28 protein-coding genes and 1 pseudogene are annotated in these 23,760 nt (G+C 36.1%); 13 read left to right on the top strand and 16 right to left on the bottom strand.

Translation table 11 applies throughout. From position 1 onward, the window contains the following. Window positions 1–146 precede the first annotated feature (146 nt). The 6 genes and pseudogenes from MKY88_RS11075 to MKY88_RS11050 all read right to left on the bottom strand — a co-directional run bounded on the left by MKY88_RS11075 (window position 147) and on the right by MKY88_RS11050 (window position 4,658). Window positions 147–632, bottom strand: a complete 486-nt coding sequence (locus MKY88_RS11075) for an NUDIX hydrolase (protein ID WP_340813629.1) — start codon at window positions 630–632, stop codon at window positions 147–149. A 29-nt stretch (window positions 633–661) separates the two neighbouring features. Further along, entirely contained in the window at window positions 662–1,132 is a 471-nt protein-coding gene (locus MKY88_RS11070; RefSeq protein WP_340813628.1) for a peptide-methionine (S)-S-oxide reductase, read from the bottom strand. Window positions 1,133–1,773: 641 nt separating this feature from the next. Next, window positions 1,774–2,730, bottom strand: a complete 957-nt coding sequence (locus MKY88_RS11065; RefSeq protein WP_340813627.1) for an acetyl-CoA carboxylase carboxyltransferase subunit alpha — start codon at window positions 2,728–2,730, stop codon at window positions 1,774–1,776. Continuing rightward, the gene (gene accD, locus MKY88_RS11060) at window positions 2,723–3,571 is read right to left on the bottom strand and encodes an acetyl-CoA carboxylase, carboxyltransferase subunit beta (protein ID WP_258268638.1); all 849 of its coding nucleotides are present in this window, start codon (window positions 3,569–3,571) and stop codon (window positions 2,723–2,725) included. The genes MKY88_RS11065 and accD overlap by 8 nt, the downstream gene beginning before the upstream one ends. Before the next feature lie 21 nt (window positions 3,572–3,592). Then, window positions 3,593–4,195: pseudogene (locus tag MKY88_RS11055) on the bottom strand (FadR/GntR family transcriptional regulator). A 289-nt stretch (window positions 4,196–4,484) separates the two neighbouring features. Beyond that, window positions 4,485–4,658 carry a hypothetical protein gene (locus tag MKY88_RS11050; RefSeq protein ID WP_340813626.1) on the bottom strand — a complete coding sequence of 58 codons (174 nt, stop codon included), beginning with the start codon at window positions 4,656–4,658 and terminating at the stop codon, window positions 4,485–4,487. Between the two features lie 573 nt (window positions 4,659–5,231). On the opposite strand from MKY88_RS11050, the gene MKY88_RS11045 reads away from it, so the two are divergent. From MKY88_RS11045 to MKY88_RS11035, 3 genes are all read left to right on the top strand, one after another. After that, window positions 5,232–5,711 carry a DUF6530 family protein gene (locus MKY88_RS11045; RefSeq protein WP_036225502.1) on the top strand — a complete coding sequence of 160 codons (480 nt, stop codon included), beginning with the start codon at window positions 5,232–5,234 and terminating at the stop codon, window positions 5,709–5,711. Window positions 5,712–5,731: 20 nt separating this feature from the next. After that, window positions 5,732–7,108 (top strand): MATE family efflux transporter, encoded by a 1,377-nt coding sequence (locus tag MKY88_RS11040; RefSeq protein ID WP_340813625.1) that lies wholly within the window; start codon window positions 5,732–5,734, stop codon window positions 7,106–7,108. Between the two features lie 322 nt (window positions 7,109–7,430). After that, window positions 7,431–8,609, top strand: coding sequence for a Ger(x)C family spore germination protein (locus MKY88_RS11035; RefSeq protein WP_340813624.1), 1,179 nt, complete (start codon window positions 7,431–7,433; stop codon window positions 8,607–8,609). Window positions 8,610–8,639: 30 nt separating this feature from the next. Here the strand turns inward: MKY88_RS11035 and MKY88_RS11030 are convergent, their stop codons facing one another. Then, window positions 8,640–9,200: an AAA family ATPase gene (locus MKY88_RS11030; RefSeq protein WP_328200993.1), complete on the bottom strand. Its 561-nt coding sequence runs from the start codon at window positions 9,198–9,200 to the stop codon at window positions 8,640–8,642. A gap of 95 nt (window positions 9,201–9,295) precedes the next feature. Between MKY88_RS11030 and MKY88_RS11025 the strand changes: the two genes are divergently transcribed. Beyond that, entirely contained in the window at window positions 9,296–9,601 is a 306-nt protein-coding gene (locus tag MKY88_RS11025; protein WP_291759143.1) for a hypothetical protein, read from the top strand. 33 nt (window positions 9,602–9,634) lie between these two features. Here the strand turns inward: MKY88_RS11025 and MKY88_RS11020 are convergent, their stop codons facing one another. The 5 genes from MKY88_RS11020 to MKY88_RS10995 all read right to left on the bottom strand — a co-directional run bounded on the left by MKY88_RS11020 (window position 9,635) and on the right by MKY88_RS10995 (window position 14,693). Further along, a complete protein-coding gene (locus MKY88_RS11020) occupies window positions 9,635–10,663 on the bottom strand; it encodes a serine hydrolase domain-containing protein (protein ID WP_340813621.1) in 1,029 nt (342 codons plus the stop codon). Window positions 10,664–11,451: 788 nt separating this feature from the next. Next, window positions 11,452–13,131, bottom strand: a complete 1,680-nt coding sequence (locus MKY88_RS11010) for an exosporium protein (RefSeq protein ID WP_340813620.1) — start codon at window positions 13,129–13,131, stop codon at window positions 11,452–11,454. A gap of 168 nt (window positions 13,132–13,299) precedes the next feature. Next, on the bottom strand, window positions 13,300–13,938 hold the full coding sequence (locus tag MKY88_RS11005) for a DUF2306 domain-containing protein (protein ID WP_340814823.1): 639 nt from the start codon (window positions 13,936–13,938) through the stop codon (window positions 13,300–13,302). Between the two features lie 46 nt (window positions 13,939–13,984). Further along, on the bottom strand, window positions 13,985–14,419 hold the full coding sequence (locus MKY88_RS11000) for a GNAT family N-acetyltransferase (RefSeq protein WP_340813619.1): 435 nt from the start codon (window positions 14,417–14,419) through the stop codon (window positions 13,985–13,987). Window positions 14,420–14,558: 139 nt separating this feature from the next. Further along, window positions 14,559–14,693: a hypothetical protein gene (locus MKY88_RS10995; RefSeq protein WP_258268632.1), complete on the bottom strand. Its 135-nt coding sequence runs from the start codon at window positions 14,691–14,693 to the stop codon at window positions 14,559–14,561. A 158-nt stretch (window positions 14,694–14,851) separates the two neighbouring features. On the opposite strand from MKY88_RS10995, the gene MKY88_RS10990 reads away from it, so the two are divergent. Both MKY88_RS10990 and MKY88_RS10985 read left to right on the top strand, forming a co-directional pair. Further along, on the top strand, window positions 14,852–15,382 hold the full coding sequence (locus MKY88_RS10990) for a GNAT family N-acetyltransferase (protein ID WP_328203557.1): 531 nt from the start codon (window positions 14,852–14,854) through the stop codon (window positions 15,380–15,382). A gap of 51 nt (window positions 15,383–15,433) precedes the next feature. Then, complete coding sequence (locus MKY88_RS10985; RefSeq protein ID WP_328203556.1) at window positions 15,434–15,706, top strand: hypothetical protein; 273 nt, start codon at window positions 15,434–15,436, stop codon at window positions 15,704–15,706. A 59-nt stretch (window positions 15,707–15,765) separates the two neighbouring features. Here MKY88_RS10985 and MKY88_RS10980 read toward each other — a convergent pair whose 3' ends face one another. Continuing rightward, window positions 15,766–16,236, bottom strand: coding sequence for a GNAT family N-acetyltransferase (locus MKY88_RS10980; protein ID WP_193831856.1), 471 nt, complete (start codon window positions 16,234–16,236; stop codon window positions 15,766–15,768). 186 nt (window positions 16,237–16,422) lie between these two features. Here MKY88_RS10980 and MKY88_RS24570 point away from each other — a divergent pair, with 186 nt between their 5' ends. From MKY88_RS24570 to MKY88_RS10950, 6 genes are all read left to right on the top strand, one after another. Then, complete coding sequence (locus tag MKY88_RS24570; RefSeq protein WP_445669167.1) at window positions 16,423–16,632, top strand: YjcZ family sporulation protein; 210 nt, start codon at window positions 16,423–16,425, stop codon at window positions 16,630–16,632. A gap of 401 nt (window positions 16,633–17,033) precedes the next feature. Further along, a complete protein-coding gene (locus tag MKY88_RS10970) occupies window positions 17,034–17,243 on the top strand; it encodes a hypothetical protein (protein ID WP_016993944.1) in 210 nt (69 codons plus the stop codon). A gap of 12 nt (window positions 17,244–17,255) precedes the next feature. Next, window positions 17,256–17,618 carry a spore coat protein gene (locus tag MKY88_RS10965; RefSeq protein WP_340813618.1) on the top strand — a complete coding sequence of 121 codons (363 nt, stop codon included), beginning with the start codon at window positions 17,256–17,258 and terminating at the stop codon, window positions 17,616–17,618. A 20-nt stretch (window positions 17,619–17,638) separates the two neighbouring features. After that, window positions 17,639–18,775: a zinc-dependent alcohol dehydrogenase gene (locus tag MKY88_RS10960; RefSeq protein ID WP_328203553.1), complete on the top strand. Its 1,137-nt coding sequence runs from the start codon at window positions 17,639–17,641 to the stop codon at window positions 18,773–18,775. Window positions 18,776–19,746: 971 nt separating this feature from the next. Beyond that, complete coding sequence (locus MKY88_RS10955; RefSeq protein ID WP_340813617.1) at window positions 19,747–20,349, top strand: hypothetical protein; 603 nt, start codon at window positions 19,747–19,749, stop codon at window positions 20,347–20,349. 266 nt (window positions 20,350–20,615) lie between these two features. Further along, entirely contained in the window at window positions 20,616–20,987 is a 372-nt protein-coding gene (locus MKY88_RS10950; RefSeq protein ID WP_328203550.1) for a VOC family protein, read from the top strand. 73 nt (window positions 20,988–21,060) lie between these two features. Here MKY88_RS10950 and MKY88_RS10945 read toward each other — a convergent pair whose 3' ends face one another. Both MKY88_RS10945 and MKY88_RS10940 read right to left on the bottom strand, forming a co-directional pair. Next, a complete protein-coding gene (locus tag MKY88_RS10945; protein WP_328203548.1) occupies window positions 21,061–21,183 on the bottom strand; it encodes a hypothetical protein in 123 nt (40 codons plus the stop codon). Window positions 21,184–21,269: 86 nt separating this feature from the next. Beyond that, window positions 21,270–21,419, bottom strand: a complete 150-nt coding sequence (locus MKY88_RS10940; protein WP_328203547.1) for a hypothetical protein — start codon at window positions 21,417–21,419, stop codon at window positions 21,270–21,272. Between the two features lie 8 nt (window positions 21,420–21,427). Here MKY88_RS10940 and MKY88_RS24565 point away from each other — a divergent pair, with 8 nt between their 5' ends. After that, a complete protein-coding gene (locus MKY88_RS24565) occupies window positions 21,428–21,622 on the top strand; it encodes a tyrosine-type recombinase/integrase (RefSeq protein WP_419182586.1) in 195 nt (64 codons plus the stop codon). A gap of 365 nt (window positions 21,623–21,987) precedes the next feature. Here the strand turns inward: MKY88_RS24565 and MKY88_RS10935 are convergent, their stop codons facing one another. Beyond that, on the bottom strand, window positions 21,988–23,031 hold the full coding sequence (locus MKY88_RS10935; protein WP_328203545.1) for a YVTN family beta-propeller repeat-containing protein: 1,044 nt from the start codon (window positions 23,029–23,031) through the stop codon (window positions 21,988–21,990). Between the last annotated feature and the right edge of the window lie 729 nt (window positions 23,032–23,760).

Below are 23,760 nucleotides of genomic sequence, written 5' to 3'. Positions count from 1 at the left end.
AAAACCACCTTCTTTCTTTCCTTACGCACCCCATTAGTAAAAGTTTCATTATTCTAAAAATACTGCATCCTTCATCACCAATTTGGAACTTCCATTTAAATTCGAGCGCTTAAGGCTCCATGTATATTTAATAGATCCGAGGGTCTTTATTGTATTGCACAATCTACTATTTCCTTATAAAGAATGTTCCATTTGTGATAATAAGAGGCAATATCATTCGGATTTACAAACATCCGTTGAGCAGATTCAAATTCCCCTTCAAATGGGAGCAGATTTGTTATAGTCATTTTGTAGAATATTTGAAAGCCAATTTTGGGATAGGAACTGCTTTCTGTCCATAATGGATTTTCACTATGGTCAACGATGATGTGTCCTAACAACTTACATTCGCCTTCCACATAGCCCTCTTCCCGCGCTTCCCGTTTAAAGCAATCTTCTGGGCTTTCACCAGTTTCAATATGTCCTCCTGGAAAATCCCATCCTCTATCATTTACATCCACCAATAATAATTGATCCTCTTGAAAACAAAAGCCGTGGACACTTGTTATTAAATGATATGGGGGCAGTAAGTTATTTTTTTCCCAAGTTAATTTAACTTTTGATTCTCCCCAATTTACATAAGTAGTAGTCAATTTTTCGCCTCCCAAACTAATAATCTATCTTACTTATACTTATTTAATAGTTCTTCTGGAATATGACAATAATCATTTGGACATTTTGCTAACCTATCTTGATGTTCTTCTGCACTTCTCACATAATTTGTTAGAGGTAATACTTCAACAACGATCAAATCATAATCATTTCTCTCACCAATAAACGCCTTCGCCTCTAGTAAGTGTTCAGGTTTTTCACTATAAACTCCCGTTCTGTATTTCTTGCCAACATCTTGTCCTTGTTTATTCAAACTATAAGGATCAATAATTTCAAAAAAATATCCCATTAATTCCTGGATACTTACAACGGACGGATCAAATCCTGTTTTTACACATTCAGCATACCCATCGTAATCACCCTCAAGAGTATAGCTTGTACCATTGGCCCTTCCTGCCTCTGTAAATTCAACGCCTGGTAAGGTTTTTATAAAAGCTTGAACTCCCCATAAGCAACCACCTGCAAAATATACTACTTCCATCCTTATTCACCCCTTTGTTTAATGACACAAATACCGCAGTAATTGTTGAATTTGTCTGTTATACATGACACTAATCATACTGACTATCTAATCCCTACGTATATTTCTGTAAGAAATTTCTAAATGTTTATTCCATACTATCATGAAAATCAAGCAAATTACAGGCAATCTCTTTCTCTAAACACAAAAAGACCAGGATGCTCACCTTACTGGGAGTCCGGGTCTTTTTGTGAAAAGTGAAACTTACTAGCTTGCTTTAGTTTTTGTATCCTACTATTACAGTAGTCGTCTTCTCGCTAGAAAAGTTACAGCTTATTTAAACGTTTTTAATGTTGGTTTGGAAAAAAGTTTGATTAATAGTTTGTTGCAAACGTTGATTTTATAATAGAAGAAACCCATGCATTTTGAAAAAAGTTTGATCAAAATGAATGGGTTTTATTTAAATGCGAAGTTATTTTTATCAAACTATATTACAAATTATCGATCTTTATTATAAATAATCGAACTTTATTTTAATTGATCAATCTTTTTTACAAACTACAACTCTTTTTTCTTCCATCATTAGGATATTAATTTATTTTAAGAAACAATTTTTATCTCTTTACGAGCAAATTCACATATCCAATAACCTAAAAATGAATTTAAACTTCTGTATATTGTCCAATCTTTCTGAATTTCTCATAGCGATCTTCAATTAATTGTTCGCCATTTAGAGAATTCAATGCTTTTAGTGTGACGCTTATACATTCTTTTATATAAGATGCTTGCTTCGCAACATTGCGGTGTGCACCACCAGTTATTTCAGGGATTATTCCATCAATAACGTCGAGCTCTTTTAAGTCAGGTGCTGTTATACGCATTGCTTCTGCAGCTTGCTTCCCTAGGTTACCATCTCGCCATAAGATCGATGCAGCCCCTTCAGGCGAGATAACCGAATACGTTGAGTTCTCTAACATAAAGACGCGATTAGCTACCCCTAATGCAATGGCACCCCCACTTCCGCCTTCCCCAATAACAATACTAATAACTGGTACTGTTAGAATCGCCATTTCGGAGAGAGTTCTAGCAATGGCTTCACTTGGGCCGCGTTCCTCGGCTGCCTTACCCGGATAGGCTCCTTTTGTATCAATAAAACAAATAATTGGGCGCTTAAATTTCTCAGCTTGCTTCATTAAGCGTAATGCCTTACGATATCCTTCAGGGTGTGGCATACCAAAATTTCGTCGAATATTTTCTTTAGTTGATTTTCCGCGTTGATGTCCAACAATTGTTACGGGCTGTCCTTCAAAGAGAGCAATTCCTCCAAGAATAGCTGCATCATCACCAAATGTACGATCTCCATGTAACTCAATAAAGTTTTCACACATAGCTTCTATACATTGTAAAGTTGTTGGTCGTTCTGGATTTCTAGCAACCTGTACACGATCCCATGGCTTCATATTGGCATAAATAGATTGTTCTAGCTGTGTTAGACGTGTTTCAAGCTTTTCGATTTCGCTTGTCATATCTACATCTGCCTCTGTAGCAATCGTTTTTAATTCATCAATTTTTTCTCGTAATTGTATTACTGGTTCTTCAAAAGCTAAATTTTTAGACATGTTGCACACCGCCTCTTGTATGCATTTTTACAAGCATTACTACTTGATTTCGTAAATCCTTCCGATGGAAAACTGCATCAAGCTGACCATGCTCTAGTAAAAACTCTGATTTTTGGAAATCACTTGGTAATTTTTCTCTTAATGTTTCTTCAATGACACGGCGACCAGCAAAGCCAATCAATGCTTGTGGTTCAGCAATATTAATATCTCCAACAGAAGCAAAGCTTGCTGAAACGCCACCGTATGTAGGATGCGTCATGATCGAAATAAATAATAGTCCTTCTTCACTATGACGTTTTAATGCCACACTCGTTTTTACCATTTGCATTAATGATAGAATACCTTCTTGCATGCGCGCTCCACCACTAGCAGTAAAAATAATAACCGGTACACGTAATTCAATAGCTTTTTCAACGGCACGTGTGATTCTTTCTCCTACAACGGAGCCCATTGAGCCCATACGGAAATGAGAATCCATAATGGCTACAACAATTTCTTCTCCATCAAGAGTACCTAACCCAGTCAGTACAGCTTCGCTTAATCCCGTTTGTTGTTTAGCCACTGAAATTTTTTCTACATAATCAGGGAAATTAAGTGGATTACTTGTTTGTAAATGATCATCCATTGAAACAAATGAACCTTCATCTAAGAAATATGCTACGCGCTCCTGTGCAGTCATTTTGAAATGATGGTCGCATTTTGTACACACTTTATGATTTTTTTCTAATTCCTTTGTTAACTGAATGTGACGGCATTCTGGACATTTTGTCATAAGTCCTTCTGGAAATCCCTTTTCCTGTCCGTCCTCTTTCTTTTTACTAAATAAGCTACGTATTGCCATGTTTTACTCCCCCTTTGTTGTCTAAATGCCTTGTTCAGCATTCATCCACTGTTCGTAAGCTTTTAATGCTTCTTTTTCATAGCCAAGCTGCAACGATTTCAACATAGTTTGAATGATTAATTTTTCTTCTTCTGTTGAGTTTCGATTTAAACGGTCACCGGCATAAACTGCTAACTGAAACCAGACTTTTAGTGAAAGACGATTTCCTTACGTGATGATTATTTCTCGTAAAACATCCTGACAATTAATCGTACTTTCTATCTCTAGCTTTACAAAAAAAACTGCCCCACACTGGTAGTGTTCACAGAGTCTCTGTACAACTTATAACGCGAATGGCTTCCTTTTCATGTCTTCTAATATAAACATCGACAATATTTCTACGAGCTGATGCATTTGTGTAGAAGCTAGAAACGTACCTTCCCCATGTCTCGTTTCAATAAGACCTAATAACTCTAAACTTCGCAATGCCTCTCTCACAGAGGATCGCCCGACACCTAGACGTTCTGAAAGGACTCGTTCGGAAGGTAACTTTTCACCAGCCTGTATTTTTTCTATTTTAATAAGTTGTCGTAATTGTTGGACGATATCTAAAAACACTTTCTTTTGTTCGGTTTTTTTATCCATACGATCAACTCCTCGGTCAATCTATTCGCCTTGGAATAATTATTGCTGTCGCTTTCCTTTCGCGCAGATAAACAATGCATCCAAAGGCTTTATCTTCATTCAGTAGGTGTTTGGATACCTACTATAAAGAAACTAAATCCACCACCTTCAGTTGATGGCGTCTCTTACTGAATGAATCCAAAAGTGGTCTGGCCACTTTTGAAGTTGGCTTTATCTTACAAAATAATTATTTGAAAGTAAAGAAAAAACTGTATAAAAATTTATGCAGTTTCTAAAATTCCCTTCAATTTCATATTCTTTTCGTCGTTTGTGCATGTTTTATTTTCACTTGAGGTCTACCAAGGCGCTTTTCAAGCGTTCTCTCAATGTAAAGCAATTCATCTTCTAGTAACAGCTCTTGAACAAGATGAAAAACTTGCGGGAATAAGGTTTCAGATACCGTTCCAAACTCATCCTGAAGCATGTAAACGGCGACCTACAAGGAAAGCACGTACCTAGCATCGTCCGGACGTGGCCCACTGAGCCAATACCTGGGTTATTAATTGTAACTTTTTTATAATCGTCGCGACTTTATTTTAAACATCGTATCTTTTTTATAAACATCGCAACTTTATTTCAATTCTACATTTAAATCTTTTGGATCTTTTGGATGAACACCTAACCGATTCCTCCAAGGTAAGCGATGAGAATAAATCACAAGACATAGTCCAAAGCATCCAGCATACTTTTAGAATTTGTATATCCCTCCATGCTGCTTGTACATACGAATATCTCGTAATCCTTCTTCGATTTGCATATGCAATATAAATAATACCGCTCCATACAACGATGCGATTCATCCAGAAAAAACAGGGTCAACTTAGGATCACAAAAACATGCATCATAACCCTCAATTTGTCTAGCGTACCATTGCATAGCCAATGTCATACAATTAACTCCACTAATTTTGGATTGACTTATGAAGTCGCTAATGCTAAATTTACTAAAGCAGTAATTTAGTAAATTACTAAATCCAAATGATAAGGAGTTTTTTAACATGAACATCCCAACACATTTAAAACATAAACCTGTAATTGTTGCCGAAAACTATGCCAATATTGATGGACGTACAGCTTATCAAACTGATGCTCAAGGGCTTTCTCTCGGTTTAGCACAGTGGAATGACAGAGGTAAGGTGGATATTTCAGCAAAAGTTTGGCGCCATACGGGTGGCAAATGGTCTCGTCAATCAGAAGAACTTCCCCTACATCGTGTGCTCGACCTTGCTATTTTAGTGTGTGAGGCGCAACTCCATTTTAAAGAGGCCTATCGCTTCGAGCATTTATATGATGAGGAAAATCCTGTGATTAAGCGTGTAGGTTTACAGGGAGATGCCATGACTGTGGAAGTTTGCACGGAAAATGAGCAAATCAATGAAGATATTCAACTTTTTCAGCAAGCGTTAAATAATGATGGTGAGCTAATCGGTGAACGACTGCGCACATTGTCACGAATCTTAAAAGAAATGGGTTATTAAAACTCAAGGGGAACATACTGATGAATGCACAAATGTTACAAGACGATCAAAAACTTAAGAAAGCCTTTTTTAATTTTTTAATTCCTGTTATGTTGGCGAATGTCCTGCAATCCGTTGGCCAAGTTTTTGCTATGTTTTTAGTGGGCCGTAATTTAGGTGTCGATGCACTAGCAGCGATTTCAGCCTTTTTCCCATTTTTCTTCTTTTTAATGGCATTTGCCATTGGCATTGGATCAGGTAGCTCCATCTTAGTCGGGCAAACATTCGGGGCTGGTAATCATGCTAAGATGAAGGAAGTTGTTGGAGTAACTCTCGCCTTCACAACGATTTTATCCATTGTAGTGGCGATCTTTGGCGGCTTTTTTATTGAGTGGATTTTACGTTTTATGCAAACACCAGCAAATATCTTAGACATGAGTATTAGCTATGCCCAAATTTTATTCTTCACATTACCAATTATGTTCTGGTATATGGTGTATACAACCTTTATGCGTGGAGTTGGTGATTCGAAAACACCATTTCTATTTTTAGTTATTAGTGTTGTATTAAATATCGCCTTCCTTCCCCCACTACTGTTCGGTTGGTTTGGCTTACCTGCCTTTGGCTTAAATGGTGCCGCTTATGCATCAGTTTTATCAAACCTAGTAACAATGATTCTGTTACTGGCGTATTTGCATAAAACAAAGCATTTACTGCGTTTAGACAAATCTATTTTACAGCATTTTAAATGGAAGAAAGATATTTTAGCTTCATTATTAAAGCTAGCTATCCCATCTAGTATTAGTATGGTCGCTATCTCTGTCGCAGAAATTGCTGTCATTGGCTTTGTCAACGTCTATGGCTCCAATGCGACGGCGGCTTACGGCGTTGTTAATCAGGTAGCTAGCTATGCACAGGTACCTGCGATGAGTATTGCCATTGCTACATCTGTATTTGTCGCACAGGCATTAGGTGCAAATTCTACAGAGATGATTAAAAAAATTCGCCAAATGGGCGTACGTATCAATTATCTTTTAGGAGGCGCCATTATACTTATTATGTATCTATTTGCTGAGCCAATTTTGGCCTTCTTTATCGATTCACATGATACTGTGCTCATTGCCAAAAATTATTTATATATCGCATTTTGGAGTTATTTAATTTTCGGTCATACACAAACGGTTTCAGCTACGATGCGTGCAACAGGTGTCGTTTTATGGCCTACAATCTTCTTAGTTATTACGATTTGGGTAGTTGAGGTACCATTAGCCTTCCTACTATCTCACCACACTTCACTAGACCTAAATGGTGTATGGTTAGCCTACCCAATTACCTTCTGTGTACATTTTATTATGCAGTATGCCTACTTCAAGCTAGGCTGGCAAAAACGAACATTAAAAGCTATGCTTAACGATTAAAGGACTGAGGACATGCAAATAACGCATGTCCTTTTTTCAATAAACACAAAATAACCAGGTACTCGATTGTGAGCCCTGGTCATTTTGTGAAAAGTGAATTTTACTACTTTGCTTTAGTTTTTTGTATTCTACTAATGGATTAGGCGTATTCCGCTAAAAAAAGTTACAAATAAAATAAAAAATTTTTTCATTTTCTTCGATTCATTTTCCCCTTGGTTTATAAACAATCAAAACGTATTAATACCCCCTACATTTTTTTATAAAAACACCAGCTTTTGTCCAAGCTACTATTATAAAATAGCTACTTGAGAGTGGAGAAACGATGAAAACAACCTTCAAATTTATAGTGATGATTTTTCTAACAACCCTGCTCGCAGGTTGCTGGGATATTACAGAGCCACAAAGAATGTACTATGTCAATGCAGTCGGTGTTGATTACGTTGATGATGAATATGAGGTCTATTTACAAATTATCAATTTTGCTGATGTCGCTAAATCCGTTCAACCTAGTTCAAATGCTGACCCTGCTGAAATCGGCCATGCCAAAGGAAGAACCGTAGAGGAAGCTATCTACAAATTGTATCGATCGTCTGACCAACAAATTTTTTGGGGGCATATGAGATATATAATTTTCTCGGAGAGAGCCCTGGAAAATGAGCGATTTATCCCCGTTATTGATACGTTTATTCGTTTTCGAGATACAAGGTATCAAATTTGGATGTATTGTACAAAGGATCCAGTGCACGATGTCCTCCTTGTCTCACCAATATTAAAAAATTCACTGTCTTCCTCAAAACTAAGTAATCCGATCAACCCAACAGAACAAGAAACGTTTGTTGAACCAAAAAATTTACGAGAAATTGTTATTGGATTAAATGAGCCAAATCATGAAGTGACAGTACCTTATGTATCCATTAAAAAAGATTGGCAAACGGACGAGGAAAAAGTAGAAGAAACCTATTTTTCTGGAGTCGGCATTTTATCGAAAGACGGTTTTAAAGGGTTTGTGAAAGATGAGGCTGCCCGAGGTAATCAATGGATGCATAATTACACAAACAGAGGTGAAATCACCTTTAAATTAAGAACAGACGGTAAAGAGGAATTAACCGTAAGTATTGACAAATTACAGGTTAAAAAAATACCTGTAGTGAACAAAGAGGATGTTTATTTTGATGTGGAATTAAAACTTCGTGCAACCGTCAATGGTTTTAAAGGAAAAGTCAGCGAAAAAGAACTGAAAAAACATATTATTAAGGAAGTGAAACAGGAAATTCGTGAAACCTATAATGAGGGATTAAAATTAGATGTAGATATTTTTCGATTATCAGAGGTGCTTTATCGCGACAACGTCAAAGCATGGAAAAAGTTGGAGACAGATGGAAAAATCCCTTTACAAGAGAATACTATTCGTAAAATTTCTATTGACGTTTCGCAAATAAACCCAGGGCGCAAAACGTTTTCTGAAATCATTAAAATTAAAAGACCAGATTCCTCTGAATAAAAAAAACGCTTGGGAGCCAAGCGTTTTTTCTTATAAACGGAATTTTTCTTGGACCATTTTTGCAACGTCTTCGGCCCTTAAATTTGTGCTGTTTATTTTTATATAGTTAGGGAATTGAATTTCGCCATCGACTGAATTCAATCTGTATTTTTCTATAGAGGTTAACAAGTCCTGTTCAGACCAAATAAGATCCCTTTTTGAAGGTTTATGCTCAAGTCTATTAGATCCTTTATTGCGCTGAAGTCTCTCCTCTAAAACAGCCTCAAGTTCTACATAGTACACCATGCCACCTTTGGATTCAAAAAGCTCAGCAACTTGCTTCACATAGTCCCAATCCTCTTGAAGATCAAACGCCCAAACATATGTAAAGATCAATCCATATAAATGACTAGCTGAAACTTCCTCGAATATCTCCTGTCGAAACAAATTGACTAGCCTCTTCCCCTCTTTCGTACCGTAGTCAAAAAAATGACTAACCAAATCAATCGTCATATGATTATGAAATAGCTTTAAACCTGTTATTTTTGCTAATTCCTGCCCTACTGTCATTTTCCCAACAGCTTGAGGACCAAAAATAAGAACTAATTTCATTCGTTACCTCCTAGGCAATGCTCCATCATTTTGAGTATAAAATATTATTTACGGCTAACAATAGTTGTAAATCGTTCAAATCGAGGTGATAAAGTATGGAACATTTCCCACTAATACATACAAACTTTTGGGATGCCGTAATTGCCGTTCCAGTAGTGATGATTCTAACACAGTTGATTAAGAGAATGTGTAATATTAAGCCTTTTTGGGTTCCCTCCATCGCTTTAGTTATCGGCTTACTCATTTCCGTCTTCATTAGCCATCGCCACAATTTGTTAGCTGGATTATTTATGGGCTGGTTTTATGGCTATGCGGCAATTGGTAGTTATGCTTCTTTGAAAACTTCTTATATTACTTATAAGCAGAAAAAATTAAAAAAACAAAATCGGTTTCCTTCTTAAAATTTTTTTCGAAATACGCACAATTCAAGTTTCTTAAATTGAAAATAATGCCTCTTCTATTCCTCTCATAATATCAATGGCTCCATTTGATTTATTGGAACAAATCACAACCCTGACAGAATATTCTGGGTAATATGCTGAGTGGAAGCAGACCCCAGGATCATACCCCATAACATGATATTTCAGAATAGATTGTTTGCTATTTTTCTTAATCCATACACCATGTCCATAGCCATTATTTTCACCCGTTTCTACATGTGCTGTTAGAAGTTGCTGCGTTAAATCTTCATTTAAAAGTTCAAAGTTCATCAGGGCATGCCATAACTTCGCCATATCACCTACTGTGACAAATGCTCCTCCATCAGAACCACCTTTCACGGGTAATGAGTAAATATTTGTTTTCCATGTACCGTCTGGGTTGTCAATGTAACCTAAGGCTGTATTTGACGGCAGAGCATCCAACGAGTAATAGCCCGATTCCGTCATTTTCACTCGATCAAAAATATATTGTTGAATGTATTCTGAAAAAACCATACCAGATGTATGCTCGACAATTAATCCTAATAAAATATAGCCTGCATTGTTGTAGTGAAATCTATCGCCTACTTTATATTTCATAGGGCGATTTTGAAATAAAGGTAAAAAATCACTTAATGTTCGAAAATGATACATCGGATTTTCAACCCACAACTCTTCAAAATCTTCCATTTCTTCCTCATCAAAATAATCTGGTATCCCGGAAGTATGCGTCAGTAAATGATTAATCGTTATGTCCTTATCAAAATGTGCAAAATGATGGTTGAGACATTCATATAATTTCGTGTCAAAAGAAAGTTTTCCTTGTTCTATTAGCTGACAAATAGCTATTGCCGTAAAAATTTTACAACCAGAGGCAATTCCAAAACGAGTTTTTGCCTGATTTTTGATTTGCTCAGAACGATTTGCATACCCAAAACTTTGATTGACTAAGACACCCTTCTCTCGATTCTCCACAAGCACTGTCCCTGAAAAATCAACCTTCTGTTGAATGTTCATTATGATGTTATGTAATTTTGTATTCATACAGATTCTCCTAATTTTATTAAATTTTCTAAATAATAACTCTTTCTATTTTAACAATATAGATTGGATGTGTCATGTGAATTTCTTCTAAAGTCGAAGTTACTGCCATTCAATGGGCACTTCGAGCAATTGTAGCCTTTTTCTTCTTATTCATTGCAGCAAAAATAATGGGGCAGCGTTCTATTTCACAACTAAGATTATTGCACTTTGCTATGGCCATTACATTTGATATTATTATCGCCCTTCCCTTATCTGAGGAAGGTTAGGTATGAAGGGTTCCATGATTACCATAACTGTTTTAGTTTTTTTATATCTGATTGGTGTTTTTTTGAGTCCGAAATGGTTAACATTTCGACATTTTATCGACGCTCCCCCAATATTAAAATGGGGAAATCATATCCGAAAACTTACGTAAAGCTCGAATAACAGTAGATTTTTTATTGACTGAATGAAGAAAAGAAACAATAGAAGAGGTTCAAAATGTTGCGGTTGCTTTTTGGGAACCTGACGGATCCTCCACCTCTAGTTTTTTACACACACAACACCAAACAACTATGCGTACAGATTTGAACCTAAACCCTCAGCCCCTTTTTCTACCAATTATTCTTATTAAAGAAGAAAAAATTGATTATCATGAGCTACAAAAAACTGAACATACGGAGGACTAGATACATGAACAACTAACGACAACTCATAAAGTGAATTTTTAAAAAATACTCTTAGCAACCATTGATCAACATGACAATTTGCAGTTTTTCCCTATATTAAATGAGTCACATCGAACGAAACTAAATAGTGGTCAAAATGATGGTTGCCGAAACACCATTTGAAAAGGCTCCACCTGTTGTAGTCACTTCCACAGAAAGAAGTGTACAGCTATTTATGGAATAGTTCGCATTTACCTTCGCACAACTATTTGGAGTTGTTATTGAACTTGGTCCTGTCACTGTCGCAATAATCCCCGTTGCAATTGGGGCAGTGAAACCACCATTCGTGCTTATAAATACTTGTGCAGAAGCGGTTTGTCCTGCGCTTAGTGAATGATCCCGTATATTCAAAGTTAAGCTTCGAATGATAGCATTTTCCGGAATAACGATTGAACTTCTCACAAAAGAAGCTGACGAATTGCCTGTTCCTAGAAAATCATTATTGCCAACTGATTGATCTGTAGATAAGTATACTTCCATGAGACCTGAACCACTCGGACCCGTAGAGCCAGTCGTGCCCGTTATACCAGTAACACCCGTAGTCCCTCTTGCTCCAGTTGCTCCCGTACCCCCTGTGATTCCAGCAATTCCTGTGGCTCCTTGCAGGCCTGTCGCTCCTGTGATACCTGTTGTACCTTGTTGTCCTGTCGCTCCGGTATTTCCTACTAATCCTTGGAGGCCCGTTGCTCCAGTGGTTCCTGTTGCCCCAGTATTTCCTGTCACCCCTGTGTTTCCTGTTGTACCTTGTTGCCCAGTGGCTCCCGTATTCCCTACTAGTCCTTGAAGTCCTGTGTTTCCTGTTGATCCCGTTATCCCTTGTGGTCCCATTGCACCTGTTATTCCTATTTCTCCTTGTGGTCCTGTCGCTCCTGTTATTCCTATTTCTCCTTGGGGCCCTGTTGCACCTGTTATTCCTATTTCTCCTTGGGACCCTGTTGCACCTGTTATTCCTATTTCTCCTTGTGGTCCTGTCGCTCCTGTTATTCCTATTTCTCCTTGGGGTCCTGTTGCACCTGTTATTCCTATTTCTCCTTGGGGTCCTGTCGTTCCTGTTACACCTGCTATCCCTTGAGATCCTGTTGCCCCTGTTGCTCCCTGAGATCCCGTAGCACCGATTAATCCTGCTAGTCCTTGCAATCCTCTTTCGCCAGTTGCTCCCACAAGCCCTTGAGGTCCCATTGCTCCGGTTATTCCTGTGGCTCCTTGTGGACCTGTATTGCCAGTTGCTCCTGCTAGTCCTTGCGCACCCGTCACTCCAGTTGCGCCCATTATGCCCTGGGGTCCCATTGCCCCTGGCAATCCCTGTGCACCTTGCGGACCTGTCGTGCCTGTCGCACCTGTTGCCCCTGTTGCTCCCTGAGATCCCGTAGCACCGATTAATCCTGCTAGTCCTTGCAATCCTCTTTCGCCAGTTGCTCCCACAAGCCCTCGAGGTCCCATTGCTCCGGTTATTCCTGCCGCTCCTTGTGGACCTGTATTGCCAGTTGCTCCTGCTAGTCCTTGCACACCTGTCACTCCAGTTGCGCCCATTATGCCCTGGGGTCCCATTGCCCCTGGCAATCCCTGTGCACCTTGCGGACCTGTCGTGCCTGTCGCACCCGTGGCACCTGTTGCTCCAGTTACACCTATAGGATCTTGGATGCCAGATAAATCATATGGATATCCATTACACCCAAATTCATTACACTTATATTTCATGGGATAGTTACATTTGGAATCACATTTGAAATTATCAAAATTACGGCTGTAACTAAACCTCAAACATTTCACCTCCCATTCTTTTGCATCATATTCGAAAGTTTACTATGGGGATAATTAATGCACCTAGTTTATTGACTATTTGGTTAATTAATAGATGAATGCTTTTGAATTTGGCCATAACATAAAAAAACATTGGGCTCTAATTAGAACTCAATGTCTGATTATTTTTCAATAAATGTTTACAAGAATTGGTCCGAGTTTGCGCCGGATATACCATTCGATTACGATTAAATTCGGCACCCAACATAACCAAGCAATAACAGCATAATAATACTGAAAATTTTCACCCCCAAATAGGATAGTAAACAACGGTAACCAAATGCGTAAGGTTACTGCTGCAAACGTTAAAGCATAATTTCTTAGCATCCATTTTTGATGGGCTTGAATGTTTCGATGTTTGATTTTTATGAGCGCTTGCAACATTGTCAATAACCAACCTATGGATAGTACACAAAACCCTAATTTCGTGACCCATCCTCCTGTGGCGTTAAATGCTAAATAAAGACCTGCACTGCCCCCAAATAAAATACTGGCACAATAAATTTTCCCCAATATTCGATGACGCTTCACATTGTTCTCTCTTAATTTTGAGGACAAGGTAAAAGGACCAATTACTAACGCTAGCACTCCAAAAATAATATGAATATACAGCATGATGAACCAAAATGAGTTTAAAGTATCACTTAGCATGAGCTTTAATTGAACAAAACCTGCTTGCTTTGCATCCAACACAATATATTGGACGGTAGAATAGCCCGCTATTAAAAATGCCAAGACACTCATGGTCAACCACATTTTCCTTTTAATAGATGCCGCTCCTTTCTTCCCTCTATAGATTGATAATTATTATGTACTAGTTGGAAGTTGTATGCTGCAATGGAGGACCAGATAATAGGCATGCAAATCGCTCCACACCTGGGTATTTTTCTCCTAAACTCGTAATGTGAAATCCAATATTTTTATAAAAAATCACAGCATCTCTATCCGTTTCAGCATAAATGGAAGAAAACGAATTATGATGGTTAATAAACTGAACCATCTCACGCCCAATTCCTTTCCCACGAAGCGCTGATGATACGGCAATATGTTTAATGACACACTGATGTGCATCACCTATTTCAATACCTATACAGCCAACAAGTTCTTGATCTATGTAATAGCCATATAATTTTCTTGCTGGAGAATGTATATACAAATCATATTCTTGATCCACTTTTGTTTTTGATGTGGCATAGGATAGTAATACTTTCACCGCGGGTTGAATAGGAATAGATTGAATCATTTCCATAGAACCCTTCCTTTCTATTATGGTTATGCAGATAGACCATAGTTTCATTTTTAAATCACTGGATTTTATTTCATAAAACGTTGGGATGAATTATCCCTTCTACATTAATAATGATATCGCCCCACACAAGTGAGTTCTGTCATACGTTTTTTCTTTTTTTCCACAAGACTAAAACAAACATCATTAGAAATACAATAGTCATTCCAATAATAATAATTGGAAGTGGACCAACAAGTATAAAATAGCTGTCTCTTACCTGATAGTTGCTACTCATGGAAAACCTCCTATTCATGAAGTTAGATATTCGTATTTTTGTTGCAAGAAAAGTTGATCTTTACTAATTTGCACTATATGTATCTCCTATTTTATATTATTAATCCAAATAATGGTATGTTATATTACTTAAAAGCTATATTATTGGAGGGATTCATAATGAAAATTAGAAAGGCAATCGTACAAGATGCTGAAGGCATTGGGACAGTACATGTAGATAGTTGGAGAACTACCTATAAAGATATTGTTCCAGATGAATTTTTAAATAAATTATCTTATAAACAACGAACACTTTTATGGGAACGTCATCTTGAAGATCTTACTAAATTGATACTTGTAGTTGAAAATGACGACGGAGATATTATTGGCTTTTCTTCTGCTGGTAAGAGGGAAACAGCTCCTTTTCCCAATTCGATTTATTTAGAAACACTCTATCTCCTAGAAGCCTATCAGGGGAAAGGACTAGGTAAGCTTTTATTGAAAGAACTCTTCCTTTTCTTACAGCAGAAAAACTATCAAACCATATATGTAGAAGTGTTGGCTGACAATAAAACAAAATATTTCTACGAACATTTTGGTGCAAAGCTTATAACAAGCCTAGAAATCAATATTGGTGGCAAAGTATTAGAGGAGTTAGTTTTTGAATGGGATGATATCACTAAAGTAATTGAACTATTATTGAATGAATAAAGGTACCCAAATGAATTTGCAGCCATTAACTACAGATTAGGAGGGTGAAAGTTGGCGATTGGCTTAGTTGTTATTGCTTTGGTGTTGACCGTATCCATTGTTTTTATTATATGCCTTGGTAAATCGAAGAAAACGACATTAATTATTTGGGGAATCACTATAATGTTAATCATAGCTCCACTGTTTGCATGGGTCATTTCTATTTTGTATGGCATAAAAGAAGGCGATGGTTTTGCAACAGTAGGACTTATGGCCATCTTGTTTCCCACTTTATTTCTCGTCGGACTGGTTATACTTCTTGTCGGTGCATTCAAAAAATTCTAATGTTTACAACTCATGTTTATTCTACTCGTTTAAAATAAACATGAGTAAAGTTAAATTTTTCAATCTAAAATCTTCTCAAAACTTAAGATAACTTTATCTTCGTAAATTCTTTCATCAAACTGTATAAAACCAAGCGACGTCCAGAAGTTTAAAGCGCTTTTATTGGTAGAATGTACAGCAATATGGATACAGTTTACTTGTTGGGTTCTCATCAGTTCCTCATACAACAAGTAAATTTTTTTTGCATATCCTAAACCTTGATATTTTTTGTGTACTGCCAATAAACTTATCCAAGGTTTTTGATGACGGGGGCTTGACAATCCATAATCCAAAATAGCAATAAAGTCATCCCCTTTTTTCACCAAATATCTTTCAATCTGTAATTCTTCTGTTTCTTCGTGTATATCTAGAATATCCTCATTCCCAAGAACTTTTTTATCATAGGCGATTAAATTATATTCCTGATTCGAATTCATAATGTTCTTTTCGGTTTCCACAAATTTCATATCGTTTTTAAGAAAGGTAAACATTTTTTATTTCTCCTTTTCTATTGTTACTTACATAGTACCTCAAATTGGATTACATCGGCGTTTAATTATGTATGCGAAGTAGACCATTATTATTTCGCTGACTCTTTTTTAGCTTACATTAGACGAATACCCCACTTCCTTCAATGACAAATTACATACTATAAACTGAAGAAAGGAGAGGTTTTCATGGGATATTACGGAAACGTAGGAAACGCAGGATATTATGGTAGTGTAGGTAATTACAGTTGTTGCTACAGCGTTTATGGGAATGAATATAGCATGGGCTACTGCATGGACCATGGCAAAGGTAATAGTTCAACATTTGTCTTAATCGTTATTCTATTCATCCTACTCATTATTGTTGGTGCAACATTTATGCAAAAAGAAGATTATTAATAGTTAGTTGTAACAAATACTAGACAAAAGCTTGATATAACCGTATTTTATTGTCTTCAAGCTTTCGTTAATCCTCAAGAAACATCATAAATAATCTTTAAAAATCATGAATTGGTCGGTTTTTAGTCGGTTAATCGGTTGATTTTTTATCATTTAAGACCACCCATCACGGAGTGGTCTTTATTTTTTAAATAGTCACTAATGGAGGATATTCAATTTAAATTCAGAGTTCTCTAAGCTTTTCTACGGTTATTTCAATTAAACCGCGCTTTAATACATGATTTCTAGCTATCAAAATATTTTTCAGAAATACAATTTAATCTAAACCCTAAGGCGAATTTGTATAAATAGACTTCCTACAGGGTAGACTTTTTAAAAAAAATTCTGGAGGTGGGAAATACGTGTTTGAGAAAAAATTAGCACTTCATGAAACAATGGAATTTCATGAAGTCATTAACTTTATGACAACTAGTTTACTTAAATCGAAGCTGAGTCAAGGTGTGGTCTTTGATGATGATTTAAGAGCATTATTGGACAAAAATGTAAAATTATCTACACCCGCACTCACTGCTATGGTTAAGCTCTACTCTAAATCGGAATTAGAATATTAGGAGGACAATTGTATGGAAGACTATTTAGATCCTATAAATTCAATTGGAATGCCTGAACTAACTGATTCGGGGCTTGCTCTGGAGTTTTTACTTACAACAAAGACTGGTATTAGAAATCTTTCAATTGCCTTAACAGAAACAGCTTCTCCTACGCTTCGGAAAATCATGAAAACACAGCTGGATGTCATGATTGATTTATACTTTGAAATTTCTGAACTGATGCTAAAAAAAGAATGGTTAAAACCTTATGATTTAGAAGGTCAAAAAGAACTGGATATTAAATCTGCCGAAAATGCGATTAGTATTGCACAGTTGGATTTATTCCCTAAAAGCATGAATCGAAAAGGAATGTTCCCTACCCCACCGAAAAAATAAACGAAAAAGAGGAATTTTTTATGAAAGCTGTCACTTTTCAAGGTATAAAAAATGTTGAGGTTAAAGAAGTAAAAGATCCTAAAATTAAAAAAGCCGATGATATTATTGTTCGTTTAACCACTACTGCCATTTGCGGGTCAGACTTGCATTTGATCCATGGAATGATCCCAAATATTGGACAAGACTATGTCATTGGCCATGAACCGATGGGCATTGTAGAAGAAGTTGGCAAGGGGGTGACGAAAGTTAAAAAGGGTGACCGAGTTGTCATTCCTTTTAATATTGCATGCGGGGAATGCTGGTATTGCAATCATGATTTGGAAAGTCAGTGTGATAATGCAAACGATAATGGTGAAATGGGTGCCTATTTTGGTTATTCAGACACAACAGGCGGTTTTCCGGGAGGACAGGCAGAGTATATGCGGGTTCCATATGGCAATTTTATCCCTTTCAAAATTCCGGAGAAATCTGAAGTTCCTGATGAAAGTCTAGTTCTCCTTGCCGATGCTGCCTCTACTGCTTTTTGGAGTGTAGATAATGCCGGTGTAAAGAAAGGAGATACCGTTGTTATTCTTGGCTGCGGCCCTGTTGGACTATTAGCACAAAAATTTGCTTGGTTGAAAGGAGCAGAAAGAGTAATCGCAGTTGACTACATCGGATATCGGCTTAAACATGCAAAAAAGACAAATAACGTCGAAATCGTTAATTTTGAAGACCATGAAAATTGTGGTGAATATTTAAAAGAGATTACTAAGGGTGGTGCAGACGTTGTCATTGATTGTGTGGGTATGAGCGGAAAAATGACGCCTCTCGAATTTCTTGCAAGTGGCGTAAAACTTCAAAGTGGTGCTATGGGAGCCATTGTCACAGCCAGTCAAGCTGTACGTAAAGGTGGAACTATCCAAATTACTGGTGTTTATGGTGGTCGATACAATGCCTTCCCACTAGGAGATATTTTCCAGCGTAATGTAGCAATTCGTACTGGACAAGCTCCAGTTGTTCATCTCATGCCTTATGTCTATAACTTAATCGCTGATGGTAAAGTAAATCCAGGTGATATCATTACACACGTCCTTCCTCTTGAAAAAGCAAAACATGGTTATGAAATATTCGATACAAAACAGGAAGACTGTATTAAAGTAGTTTTAAAACCCTAAATATAGATTCTAGGTACTTTTGTCTCTCTATTGCACAAGTACCTTTTTCTATACCCTAATTTCAATAGGACCATCACCTTCTCTTTGAGAAAGCAATCATTACAGCAAAGATAGAAAACACACATATTTCAGCTACAAGATGTAATGAATGCAGTTAAAAACAACTATTTAACTTGGTTCGATAGTGCACAAGATACATACATCAACATTCAAATTTTCTAAAACAATATCTCCTTATTAAAAAGTAGTTGAGCGCCTAGTCCCTCTAACCAATTGTTGGAAGGTACTGGACGTTCTTTAGAAGGAGTTTCTTCTATAGATGATGCTTTTTATTAGGATTCACATTTGAACCCTCTACAGCCTTGTTATCACGCTCCTACAAATACAGCTTTCAATGTACTTGCTACTATATAAAGTACCTTCTTTACTATCCATGGCAATTTTAAATAGCACGTTCTTTGCTTTTATAAAGTCAGGTGCATTTTGAACCTGAGTAGCCAATACAACCTTGTGAAATTCATCTTTCAAGGTATCAGCCAATGGCAAACTATTCATGAAAGAACTTAAAAGAATTAAGTGCTTGATTCTGAGATTGTGGAGGGCAAACCTTGTCATTACTAGCTTCATCGACTTTCTCTCGTTGGGACATACGAAAATCGATAATTACTAGTCCCTTTTATGCCGTACAATTTAATGCTTGGTACTTTTTCAATGATTCCTAACTCCACTAATTTCTTCATCGATCGATAAACAGTCTTTGTATGGACTAGATTTATGGAAAACGAAGTTGGGATCAGAAGAGACTTTTATAAGAAGAATGCATTAGAAAAAATCGACGAAGCTCTAAAATCGACGACGATTCTGAAATCACTCTGTTTTAAAGAGCAGATATCTAATATAGTTGTCTGCTTTTTGTTATGTACAAGGCCTGTTAAATTCCCTAATATAGTTAAAAAAGGGGGAAATTTAATTTGAAAAAATCAACAGTTATATTTAGTGTAATTATTTTACTTTTTACCTTTAGTATGGGCGCTTACGCTGCAACTAAATACAATTTAACTTTTAACGGAAAAAAGCAATCTACTGATATACAGTATATTAATAATATTGCATATGTACCGTTAGCTGAAGTTACTAAACTATTTGAAGGTAAACTAACTTACGATGGCAAAACTAAAACATTTGCTGTTTCAACAAACGCTACTGAATCTACTACTCAATCTGAATTGACGAAAACTATTGATGAAGTAACTGTTAAAATTGACAAAGTAATTCAGGATTCAGATTCTTTAAGAGTTTATTTAACATATGTTAATAATTCAGATGATGAAGTAAATACTACTGTTTCTTTGTCTAAGGTAGTTGCAAATGGAAAACAATACAGTTACAACTCTGACTTCAATTTTAAAAGATGGTATAAAAAAGATGTTCCTCACGCTGATTCATCTATAGAACCAGGTGTAACTGCTGAAAATGTGATTTTCTTTGAGCCTGTCAATGCCGATTCAATTAACATTGCGATTACTGTTAACTGGGAAGACTACAAATTTAATAATGTAAAGATTACAAAATAAACTTTTTATCATTCAACAGATAACTAAACAAGGTTGTCTGTTTTTTGTATACTTTCTTTGCGTTATTTCCTAAAATGGTAATAACAAGGGAGATTTTATACAAGAAATTATTTTACATTAGAGCATTGTCAGCATTATTACCCGCTGCTTGAAAGTTGTGAAACTGATTCTTATTCTACGGTGCAGGTTAATTTAATAATTGGAAGGAAAAATGTATGTAGAAAGGAAACTATTCGATATACCATATTAAATTAAAGGAGAGAGGCATGAGTAAATCATTTATTGAACAAGTGCATTATGTTAGAATTCCAGTAAAAGATTTAGAACTATCTGTACAATGGTATCAAGACGTATTAGGGTTACAGTTATTAAACATTACTGAGGAACTTGCGATATTAAAAGTAAATGAAGGGCCTTTCTTACTTATCTTAGTTCCAACCAAAGATGAAACATTTGCACATTTTACAATTGATAATGAACAAGAATTTAGCATTGGCTTTACAAGTTCAGAGCTATCCAAATTTCACCAACACTTAATTGATAATCAAGTTAAGGTAGAAAATATTAAAGAAGATAATGGTCATGCCTTTTTCCACTTTTATGACCCAAATGGTAATAAACTTCAAGTTCATTGGTAAGATTCATTAATAGCTAGAAATAAACAATAATTTTGTAAAGCCCATTACCAATTAAGGTAACGGGCTTTTCTCTTTAACGTTGTGCAATGATAATCTTCAACCCTTCAAAAACATATACGACTAAGCAAATACATAAAATCGACCACTGAGAATTCGCAATGTTACTTGCTGCTTTTACTGTGGCTACAATGTTCATCTAATCACCTTTCCTTTGCTATTTTAAAAATAAAAGCCCTCCACAATTATCTGTGGAAGGCATGATATTCGATACGATTATAAGATTTATTCTTCTACTGTTGGTTTTTCTCCCCATACTGCAAATACCGCATTCACTTGCACTGGAGGCACTTCTTTTTCCAACTTTGCACGACTAGAGCTACTGTGCATATAAGCCTTGCGGTGAGGCTCTCCTAATGGATACTCTGTAGGCACTTCATTAGATTTACAAAATCACTCTGACTTTTCATGGATTACGTCACACATATGCTTCATATATGATCGGTAAAAATGTAAATTTCAAAGTCATTCAGGAACAACCTGGACATGCTAGCATTCAAGAAACGATTAATACTTACAGTCATTTAACTGATCGTGACAAAATAAAAGCAAGTGACCTATTTGACGAAATCTTGTAAAAAGGACTCCTTTTCGTCGCTTTTGATCACTTGCTTAGTTTTAACATTTAAAAAACACTCTAAAACCTTGCTATATCAATTAGTCTTGAATAGCTGCCTCTAACGCTACAACCATCATGTCGTTGAAGTATCTGTGCTATCATGATAAATCATGACTGGTCAAAAGCTTGATATAACAGTATTTTATTGTCTGCAAACTTTCTTTAATCCTCAAGAATCATCATAAATAATCTTTAAAAATCATGATTTGGTCGGTTTTTAGTCGGTTAAGTCGGTTGATTTTTTATGATTTAAGACCACCCATCATGGAGTGGTCTTAATTTATATTTTCTTCAAACGCATAGAATTGAACAAGTAAACCTGCCTTACGGATTGACCCCTACTGAAAATGGACGAGCTCCGACTGAAATCGTAGTAATCACCGTGTTAGTTACGCCATTAATTACTGAAACTGTATTATCATTCTGGTTTGTCACATAAATTAAATTAGTTAATGGATTAACTCCTATACCATTTGGATTATCTCCAACTGGAATGGTAGCAAACACAGTATTTGTTAATCCACTAATTGCGGAAACATTATCACTATCACGATTTGGTACGTAAATATTATTCGTAGCTATATTAACTGCCACTTCACCTGGAGTAATGCCGACAGGAACAGTAGCAATCACTGTATTAGTTGTTCCATCAATCACGGAAACAGTGTTACTAGTGAAATTTGATATATAAATACGATTAGTATTTGGATTGACCCCTATTCTGAACGGATTCACTCCGACTGGAATCTGAGTAATCACGGTATTAGTAAACCCATCAATTACTGAAACGATATCAAAATTAAAATTTGCTACATAAATTCGGTTGGTTAATGGATTGACTCCTACTCCAGTTGGAAGTGACAAACCTCCGACAGGAATAATGGTAGCAACTACTGTATTGGTTGCTCCATCAATCACGGAAACTGTACTATCATTAAAATTTGCTACATATATGGTATTTGTAGCGGTATTGACCGCGACCGCACTTGCTCCATCCCCAGCAGGAACAGTAGTAATCAATGTATTAGTAAACCCATCAATTACTGAAACATCATCACTATTCAAATTCCCCACATAAATTCGGTTGGTTAATGGATTGACACCTACCCCTGCTGGATTGACTCCAACTGGAATAGTAGCAACTACTGTATTGGTTGCTCCATCAATTACAGAAACTGTATTTTCATTAAAATTTGCTACATAAATATGATTTACTGATAATAGCTCCTTAGATTCGATAGCCTTTATTGGTCCTATGTGTACTCTAGGTAGTCTACAAACTTTACTGCAAGAGCAAGCATCTATATTACATTTACAACTTTTACAACATTTACGACATCTACGATTATAGTAGTTATAAAAATTCAATTTCTCACCTCCAACTGTATTATTCTATTCTAATAGTTGTTGTTGGGACGGGCTTCCACCTATTGACTTACATAGATTAATCGCAAATTGTATAATTAAGCGAGACACTCATGTACCCTTAATTCACAACTCAATTTTCCCACCTGAAACAGCATGACTTGTAATGATAATAGGAACATGAAAAAACATATATAATAAGAAATAAAGAAGACCACCCATAACGGAGTGGTCTTTTTATGTTGTTAAGTACATGTTTCATTAGCAATTATTAATTTATAATACTCTCTTTTGCAATTCTTTTATAGACGTGAAAATATAATTTTAAACTTACATATATACTATATCCCATTAATGCCCCACCTATTGAGCTAATGTGGAAGCTCCAATCGTCTCTAGAAACATATATCCCATAATAACTAATTACAGATCCAACTAAAAATAAAAATAAAAAATTAAAAATAATAAATTTTTTCAATTCACAATAACCTCCACCAGTTTTTGATTTAGAATAACACTATTTTACAAAAAATGATTGTTATAGTAATATATTACTTGTACTTAACCAGTATAATACTATATTAACAAAAGGAGTAATTTACATGTTAAAAAAAACTCTCTCAAGAAGAAAATTTAACTTACTTACCATTAGAAACGTATATCCATGATAATGATAATAATTTACAAAATTTTAGTGTGCAACCACGTGCCACTATGACTATACAAACTGGA

The sequence above is a fragment of the Lysinibacillus sp. FSL R7-0073 genome (assembly GCF_038009065.1).
Taxonomy (GTDB): domain Bacteria; phylum Bacillota; class Bacilli; order Bacillales_A; family Planococcaceae; genus Lysinibacillus; species Lysinibacillus fusiformis.
The sequence above is the reverse complement of the archived record's forward strand: the minus strand, read 5'-3'. Positions and strand labels throughout refer to the sequence as shown.

What these genes read in the sequence shown, in the direction of transcription:
- MKY88_RS11070 (WP_340813628.1), bottom strand. Translation starts at nt 1,132, where the DNA reads ATGGAAGTAGTATATTTTGCAGGTGGTTGCTTATGGGGAGTTCAAGCT.
- MKY88_RS11065 (WP_340813627.1), bottom strand. Translation starts at nt 2,730, where the DNA reads ATGTCTAAAAATTTAGCTTTTGAAGAACCAGTAATACAATTACGAGAA.
- accD (WP_258268638.1), bottom strand. Translation starts at nt 3,571, where the DNA reads ATGGCAATACGTAGCTTATTTAGTAAAAAGAAAGAGGACGGACAGGAA.
- MKY88_RS11050 (WP_340813626.1), bottom strand. Translation starts at nt 4,658, where the DNA reads ATGCTTCAGGATGAGTTTGGAACGGTATCTGAAACCTTATTCCCGCAA.
- MKY88_RS11045 (WP_036225502.1), top strand. Translation starts at nt 5,232, where the DNA reads ATGAACATCCCAACACATTTAAAACATAAACCTGTAATTGTTGCCGAA.
- MKY88_RS11040 (WP_340813625.1), top strand. Translation starts at nt 5,732, where the DNA reads ATGAATGCACAAATGTTACAAGACGATCAAAAACTTAAGAAAGCCTTT.
- MKY88_RS11035 (WP_340813624.1), top strand. Translation starts at nt 7,431, where the DNA reads ATGAAAACAACCTTCAAATTTATAGTGATGATTTTTCTAACAACCCTG.
- MKY88_RS11030 (WP_328200993.1), bottom strand. Translation starts at nt 9,200, where the DNA reads ATGAAATTAGTTCTTATTTTTGGTCCTCAAGCTGTTGGGAAAATGACA.
- MKY88_RS11025 (WP_291759143.1), top strand. Translation starts at nt 9,296, where the DNA reads ATGGAACATTTCCCACTAATACATACAAACTTTTGGGATGCCGTAATT.
- MKY88_RS11020 (WP_340813621.1), bottom strand. Translation starts at nt 10,663, where the DNA reads ATGAATACAAAATTACATAACATCATAATGAACATTCAACAGAAGGTT.
- MKY88_RS11000 (WP_340813619.1), bottom strand. Translation starts at nt 14,419, where the DNA reads ATGGAAATGATTCAATCTATTCCTATTCAACCCGCGGTGAAAGTATTA.
- MKY88_RS10995 (WP_258268632.1), bottom strand. Translation starts at nt 14,693, where the DNA reads ATGAGTAGCAACTATCAGGTAAGAGACAGCTATTTTATACTTGTTGGT.
- MKY88_RS10990 (WP_328203557.1), top strand. Translation starts at nt 14,852, where the DNA reads ATGAAAATTAGAAAGGCAATCGTACAAGATGCTGAAGGCATTGGGACA.
- MKY88_RS10980 (WP_193831856.1), bottom strand. Translation starts at nt 16,236, where the DNA reads ATGTTTACCTTTCTTAAAAACGATATGAAATTTGTGGAAACCGAAAAG.
- MKY88_RS24570 (WP_445669167.1), top strand. Translation starts at nt 16,423, where the DNA reads ATGGGATATTACGGAAACGTAGGAAACGCAGGATATTATGGTAGTGTA.
- MKY88_RS10965 (WP_340813618.1), top strand. Translation starts at nt 17,256, where the DNA reads ATGGAAGACTATTTAGATCCTATAAATTCAATTGGAATGCCTGAACTA.
- MKY88_RS10960 (WP_328203553.1), top strand. Translation starts at nt 17,639, where the DNA reads ATGAAAGCTGTCACTTTTCAAGGTATAAAAAATGTTGAGGTTAAAGAA.
- MKY88_RS10950 (WP_328203550.1), top strand. Translation starts at nt 20,616, where the DNA reads ATGAGTAAATCATTTATTGAACAAGTGCATTATGTTAGAATTCCAGTA.
- MKY88_RS10945 (WP_328203548.1), bottom strand. Translation starts at nt 21,183, where the DNA reads ATGAACATTGTAGCCACAGTAAAAGCAGCAAGTAACATTGCGAATTCT.